Annotated in this window: 7 protein-coding genes; 5 read left to right on the top strand and 2 right to left on the bottom strand. The window is 52.4% G+C overall.

Annotated elements, in window-relative coordinates; translation table 11 throughout:
- The first annotated feature begins 278 nt into the window (after positions 1-278).
- Positions 279-488 (top strand): hypothetical protein, encoded by a 210-nt coding sequence (locus tag H6F90_RS12425; protein ID WP_242024441.1) that lies wholly within the window; start codon positions 279-281, stop codon positions 486-488.
- A gap of 178 nt (positions 489-666) precedes the next feature.
- Here the strand turns inward: H6F90_RS12425 and H6F90_RS12420 are convergent, their stop codons facing one another.
- Both H6F90_RS12420 and H6F90_RS12415 read right to left on the bottom strand, forming a co-directional pair.
- On the bottom strand, positions 667-1,218 hold the full coding sequence (locus H6F90_RS12420; protein ID WP_190552785.1) for a GNAT family N-acetyltransferase: 552 nt from the start codon (positions 1,216-1,218) through the stop codon (positions 667-669).
- 351 nt (positions 1,219-1,569) lie between these two features.
- Positions 1,570-2,553 (bottom strand): AraC family transcriptional regulator, encoded by a 984-nt coding sequence (locus H6F90_RS12415; RefSeq protein WP_190552784.1) that lies wholly within the window; start codon positions 2,551-2,553, stop codon positions 1,570-1,572.
- Positions 2,554-2,915: 362 nt separating this feature from the next.
- Between H6F90_RS12415 and H6F90_RS12410 the strand changes: the two genes are divergently transcribed.
- From H6F90_RS12410 to H6F90_RS12395, 4 genes are all read left to right on the top strand, one after another.
- Entirely contained in the window at positions 2,916-3,419 is a 504-nt protein-coding gene (locus H6F90_RS12410; RefSeq protein WP_190552783.1) for a cupin domain-containing protein, read from the top strand.
- Entirely contained in the window at positions 3,403-3,942 is a 540-nt protein-coding gene (locus tag H6F90_RS12405) for a cyclophilin-like fold protein (protein WP_242024440.1), read from the top strand. Before H6F90_RS12410 ends, H6F90_RS12405 begins: the two co-directional genes overlap by 17 nt.
- A gap of 73 nt (positions 3,943-4,015) precedes the next feature.
- A complete protein-coding gene (locus tag H6F90_RS12400; RefSeq protein WP_190552782.1) occupies positions 4,016-5,101 on the top strand; it encodes an alpha/beta hydrolase in 1,086 nt (361 codons plus the stop codon).
- A gap of 29 nt (positions 5,102-5,130) precedes the next feature.
- Positions 5,131-5,892 carry an SDR family oxidoreductase gene (locus H6F90_RS12395; RefSeq protein WP_190552781.1) on the top strand — a complete coding sequence of 254 codons (762 nt, stop codon included), beginning with the start codon at positions 5,131-5,133 and terminating at the stop codon, positions 5,890-5,892.
- The last annotated feature ends 225 nt before the right edge of the window (positions 5,893-6,117 follow it).

Genomic DNA, 6,117 nt, shown 5'->3' with positions numbered 1-6,117 from the left:
AATCAGAACCAAGCGACGGTCAATTGGTGCTTTTCTACCGGGGATGCTCGTACCAAATTCAAGCGCCTCTATCCCGCTCCCAGCCTGTCATAATCACCGTGGTGAACTACTAGTTAGAAGAGCGTGAAACCTTCATTCTGTCGTGAAGTTTATAGGCAACCCGGTCATCATTTACGGGCAAGTTGCAATTTTCAGTTTTTTTAGCTTGGCACTTGGATGTAGCTTCGCTACGTTAGGGCCAACAAGATGGATTCTCCCTGATCGATGAAATTAGAAGGTTGCGGCCAGGACTAGGCGGACAGACACCCGCGATCGCTCTCAGCAGTAGTATAAAACTAGAAGAGAGTCAGGCAGCTTTTGCCTACGGATTTCAGCAATTTCTGCTCAAACCCATTGACCTAGATGATTTGGTGGATGCCATTATCGCGCTACTCAAGCGGAGCAATGCTGAGGAGAGTATCTCGCCTCTCAGCTCCTTGGGACGTTAGCGTTGCGATCCCTTGAAGTCTCTCTGAGCTATGGCTTAAGCCACAAAAATTGCACAAAAACATTGCCGAAACGAGGCATTTTCGGCAATCAAGGGGGTGGTAACGACCCGCTTCACCGCTCGCTTAGATTTTCAGACTCAATCAACCAATCCGATATGGTCGGTGGGCAAGCAGATTGTTAGATAGTAGTCTCCTTATTCTCCTTTGTCTGGGCGGATTGGACAAAGCAGCAATCTCCTACATCGTAAGAATAAAGTTTTGGACGCTGATTTGCGTCCACTTCCTTGTATCCAAGACGTTTCAAGAGCCGAATGCTCCGCTGATTCATTGGATGTACAGTGGCCCACCATGCGGTTCCTGGTGCAACAGCAGCCAGGTAATCGTGCCACCAGAGCATCGCCTCGAATGCCAATCCCTTTCCCCACCAAGCTTCACCTAACAAATAGGCCACCTCACCCCATTCTCCGTATCCTGTCGCCTCCAGCCGACCAATCACTGGAGAGGGAGGAGTTTTTAACCGGATTGCCATGTTAAACCATTGCTCAGTCGGCGTTGCCAAAACCACAGGGCCGTGAGAACGGGCAGCGTACTCTGTCCTCAACTCCTCTATAGTCGGTGGATTTCCATTTGGATCGATAAAGGCAAGGACGGAGAGCGTGGTCAAAATAGAAAAGAGTTCGTCGGCATGGACATCAGTGAGTGGTTCGAAATGTAGGTTCTGACTCTGCATTAGTGTTATCCTTCTGCTCTTGTGAAAGCCGCCTAACGTTGCCCATCACCCGCCCCTACCTTTTAGCCTGAAACTGCCTCACAAGCCGAGTTCACAGGACTATGAGTTAGTGATGTCAAGCCTCCCAAATAGAACCGTTCAACCTCATCACTTCCCCAACGCTCCAAAGCGATCGCCTAATATCTGACGCTCAAGAAGTAGAAGGGTTGATTGCGGTTTCCTAAACCTTGGGTTCTGTGAATATCGCGATGCCACAATGCTCCTGGTGTCTGATTAACATAGCTGTGGTTACAAACTCATCAATGATGGGCATGATACAGGATCGATTGAGCACCATCTAGCTTGAGGAGATCAGATTGAACTAACAGTCTCCCTAGCTGCTTCTCGCAGCCGTTCTACATCGCGCATCGGTGGCGTACCAAAGAGCCGCTTATACTCCCGGTTGAAGTGCGAGGCATCATCATATCCCACGTGGTAGGCAGCACTGCTAGCATCCAGGTTTTGCCCCAGCATTAAACGGCGAGCCTCCTGAAGCCGTAGTTGCTTCTGAAACTGCAACGGACTCATAGCAGTAACCGACTTGAAGTGATGGTGAAAGCCTGAGATACTCATGCCAAGCTCTCGGGCGATATCTTCAATCCGCAGCGGTTGGTTAAAGTCCTTCCGCAGGCGATCGACGGCTCTGGCGATGTGGTGGGTGTAGCCACCCAGTACGGCAATCTGACGCAGCCGATTTCCTTGCTCTCCCATCAACAATCGGTAGATAATCTCCCTCTTAATCAGGGGTGCAAGCACAGACGCTTCAGCCGAAGAATCGAGCAGCCTGACAAGCCGAACCACCGCGTCTAGCAGATTTGCATCTAGTGGACTGACATCGATCGCTTTGACACTAGCACTCCTTTGGGCTGAGGGATAGCCTGCCTCAACCATGGCTGAGCCAACGAGGGCAGGGTCGAGATCGAGACGAAGACCCAGGTACGGCTTTTCCTGGGTTGCTTCTAGAATGCGGCTGGCAATCGGCAGCTCGACCGTCCCCAGCAAATAATGCATTGGATCGTACTGATAGCGATCGCTGCCCAGCAGGACTTCTTTGCTGCCTTGAGCAATCACACAAAAGGCAGGAATCGAGACACTATGAAAGCATTCCGAAGGGGAAGAGGCACGGTAAAAGTGCAATCCTTTCAGCGGCTCGATCGCTCCATCTTGACGAATCGCTTGGACCATTCGCTCCGTTAGTTCCTCTCGGTTGGCTTGCGCTCGTTCTACCTCACGCTTTGCCTGAGGGTTATTCATCAACGCTCTACCAGACTTTTCACTCGTTCTTGCAGCATTCATTTCTTGTGCCTGTTCCAATAGATTTATGGACACATCAAGGTAAAAACAAGGGTTTGACAGCTAAGCCTGTATCAGAATCTAGCGTGACTTGAATTGAAGCGGGTGCAAGTTTGCAGGATTGTACAACCATCCTAGACAATCATCCTATTGCTTGCCTTCCAGGCTTCCTAGAATGAGGTTAAAGCAATGAAACGTGATTCCGGCTGCTTGTAAGCGTCTGGATTTCTCTTCAAGAGAACACTCAGGTTTGTTTGGTCAAGCGCTTCTTGCGATTGCCCGAGAAGCATCATCAAATCCACGGCAGGCATTGGTCGCTGTGGGAAAGCTTTGCATGACTCAGCAAAAACATAGAGGAACAAAAAATGAAACGGCTCACGCTCCCGGTCATGGCATTTTCCCTATTAACTTTAGGGTTTGCGCAGGTAGGGCATACCCAAGCCTCATCTGGCGGTCGCCCTCCAACCGTGGAAATCACGCGGAATGGTTCGCAGCCTTCCACTGAAGGATCAGCCGACTATTTTACGGGTTCTGTCCGCATCAATCCTCTGTTTCCGGTGCACGATCCATCACGCGCCTCTGGCGCACGTGTCACCTTCAAGCCGGGTGCGCGCACAGCGTGGCACACCCATCCCCTGGGGCAAACCCTCATCGTGACGGCTGGGTCTGGCTGGGTTCAGCAATGGGGCGGTCAAATTCAGGAGATCAGGCCTGGTGATGTTGTCTGGATTCCGCCAAGTGTAAAACACTGGCACGGAGCTACGGCAACTACAGCCATGACCCATATCGCCATTCACGAACAACTCGACGGCAAGGTTGTGGACTGGATGGAACAGGTCAGCGACGAGCAGTATGAAGGAAGATCTTAATGCCTTTGAGATGGTTTCCCATCAAGGGAAAAATTGTCAGAAAAGAATGCTGATTTTGGTTCTCGCCCTAACGATGTCACTGAGCTATTCAGCCTGTCGTGCCGACAACAGTATGACCATCAGCACCCCGTCAACGATACCCACTGAAATATCAACCGAGCGGGCAAACAGTATGAAGATTAACATCACGCTCGAAGACCAAGTTGTTACAGCCACGTTAATTGACAGCAAAACAACTCAGGATTTTGTTTCCCTGCTGCCTTTAACGCTGATGTTAGAAGACCACGCGAGTACCGAAAAAGTCAGCAATCTACCCAGAAGATTATCGACAGAAGATGCCCCCCCAGGCAGTGACCCGTCTGTTGGAGATATTGCGTATTACGCTCCCTGGGGAAATTTGGCGATCTATTACCGAGATTTTGAATACTCAAACGGACTCGTGATTCTCGGAAAAATAGATAGTGGCATCGAGGCATTGAATGTGCCTGGTTCTGTAGACGTGACAATCAAGCGAATTCAATAGAAACGTCAGTGCGTAACGAGTCGAACCGAAGCTAACCCTCTAGATAAGCCCATCTACACCTATGAAGAACCCAATGAAACACCGCGTTCTAATCCCAACCCTTTTGATGAGTGCAATCTGCACAACAGCAGCATTTGCACTCGACAAAACAAACGTCTCGCGTGAGACCGCCCAAGCACCCGTGCAGCAGTCTGCTGTGGTCGAGGGGGCAGACAACTTCTACAAGAGCGACCAGGTGACGATGCAGAGAGTTACGTTCAAAAACCAATACGACATGCAGGTTGTCGGGAATCTCTTCATTCCCAAAACCTTAAATCAGAACGTTAAGAATCCAGCAATCATTGTCGGGCACCCCATGGGCGCAGTCAAAGAACAGAGCTCAAATCTGTATGCCCAAAAACTGGCTGAACAGGGATTCGTCACCTTAGCTATCGACCTGTCGTTCTGGGGCGAAAGCGAGGGGAATCCGCGAAACCTCGTCGCGCCAGAGATTTATGCCGAGGACTTCAGCGCGGCGGTGGACTTCCTGGGCACCCGGCCCTTCGTCGATCGGGAGCGGATTGGCGGCCTCGGAATCTGCGGCAGCGGTAGCTTCGTCATCAGCGCCGCCAAGATCGACCCCCGCATTAAGGTCGTCGCGACGGTGAGCATGTACGACATGGGCGCGGCGGCTCGCAACGGGCTCAGAAAGTCGGTGACCGTCGAGCAAAGGCAGCAGATGATCGCGGCGGCGGCGGAGCAGCGTTACGTGGAGTTCACGGGCGGCGAGACTACTTACGTGGGTGGAACGACGAACGAACTGACGGCGAGCACCGACCCGGTCCAGCGCGAGTTCTTCGACTTCTACCGGACTCCTCGGGGTGAATTCACACCAGAAGGCTCGTCTCCGGCGCGGACGACGAAGCCGACGATGGCCAGCGTTGTACGGTTCATGAACTATTACCCGCTTGAACGGATCGAGGAGATCGATCGTCCCCTGCTTTTTATCGCCGGTACCGACGCCCACTCCCGGGAGTTCAGCGAGGACGCCTACAACCGCGCGGTCGAGCCGAAGGAGATCGTTTGGGTGCCGAATGCGGGACACGTCGATTTGTACGACCGGGTGAACTTGATCCCCTTTGACAAGCTCACATCCTTTTTCACCCAACATCTGAAATAGGGCAAAGCAAGAAACAAGGTAAAAATTATATGAACAACCAGAACTTTACAGGCAAGGTGGCCTTTATCACCGGAGCAGCAAACGGCATTGGTCGAGCGACAGCATTGGCGTTTGCCCGTGAGGGCGCTAACGTGGTGGTCGCTGACATCTCAGAACTGGGCAATCAAGAAACGGTCCGCTTGATCGAAGACCTCGGCGGACGAGCGATCGCGGTCAAATGCGACGTGACGCGAGCTGAGGACGTGAAGGCAGCACTGGATCAAACCATTGAGACCTTCGGGCGACTGGACTTTGCCTTCAACAACGCCGGCGTGGAACAGAAGATAGCGGTCACAGCAGACCTGACAGAGGAGGAGTGGGACCGCATCGTCAACATCAACCTGCGCGGCGTGTTCCTGTGCCTGAAGCACGAAATCCCACTGATGCAAAAGCTTGGGGGCGGCGCGATCGTGAATACCTCTTCAGGCGCTGGAGTCAAAGGCTTCAAAGGGCAAGCTGCCTATGTGGCTGCGAAGCACGGTGTGGTTGGACTGACCAAGGCGGCGGCTCTCGACTACGCCGTGCAAAACATCCGCATCAACGCTGTGTGCCCCGGAATTATCGACACCCCAATGATGGATCGCTTCAGCGGCGGCACTTCCGAAGGACGAGAACGAGTGATCTCGCAGGAACCAATTGGCAGGATGGGTCAACCCGAAGAAATTGCCAATGCCGTCGTCTGGCTATGTTCAGATGCATCCTCCTTCGCTGTTGGGCACGCCCTAGTCGTTGATGGCGGTCAAACGGTGTAGTGATGGTCGGGTTTTGTTGATGCCACATCGAACCGCTGGCATGCCTTTAGCGACTGACTGGCAAGTTGCTCTTGCAGAACTCAGTAGTTACTCAACTCAGATCTTGCACCTCGTAATCTGAACCTCCCACCCCTGCTGCTGTAACAGCATGCGCTTTTGCTCAACTTCCTGAAGCAACAGGGCAACAACCACCTCGCCTAGGCAGGCTCCGAGCACGGTTGTCGC

Origin of the sequence: Trichocoleus sp. FACHB-591, assembly GCF_014695845.1 — a bacterium.
In the GTDB taxonomy this organism is placed as follows: Bacteria; Cyanobacteriota; Cyanobacteriia; order FACHB-46; family FACHB-46; genus Trichocoleus.
The sequence above is the reverse complement of the archived record's forward strand: the minus strand, read 5'-3'. Positions and strand labels throughout refer to the sequence as shown.

Excerpts from the sequence above, each read along its gene's own strand:
- H6F90_RS12420 (WP_190552785.1), bottom strand. The coding sequence starts at position 1,218 with ATGCAGAGTCAGAACCTACATTTCGAACCACTCACTGATGTCCATGCC.
- H6F90_RS12415 (WP_190552784.1), bottom strand. The coding sequence starts at position 2,553 with ATGAATGCTGCAAGAACGAGTGAAAAGTCTGGTAGAGCGTTGATGAAT.
- H6F90_RS12410 (WP_190552783.1), top strand. The coding sequence starts at position 2,916 with ATGAAACGGCTCACGCTCCCGGTCATGGCATTTTCCCTATTAACTTTA.
- H6F90_RS12405 (WP_242024440.1), top strand. The coding sequence starts at position 3,403 with ATGAAGGAAGATCTTAATGCCTTTGAGATGGTTTCCCATCAAGGGAAA.
- H6F90_RS12400 (WP_190552782.1), top strand. The coding sequence starts at position 4,016 with ATGAAACACCGCGTTCTAATCCCAACCCTTTTGATGAGTGCAATCTGC.
- H6F90_RS12395 (WP_190552781.1), top strand. The coding sequence starts at position 5,131 with ATGAACAACCAGAACTTTACAGGCAAGGTGGCCTTTATCACCGGAGCA.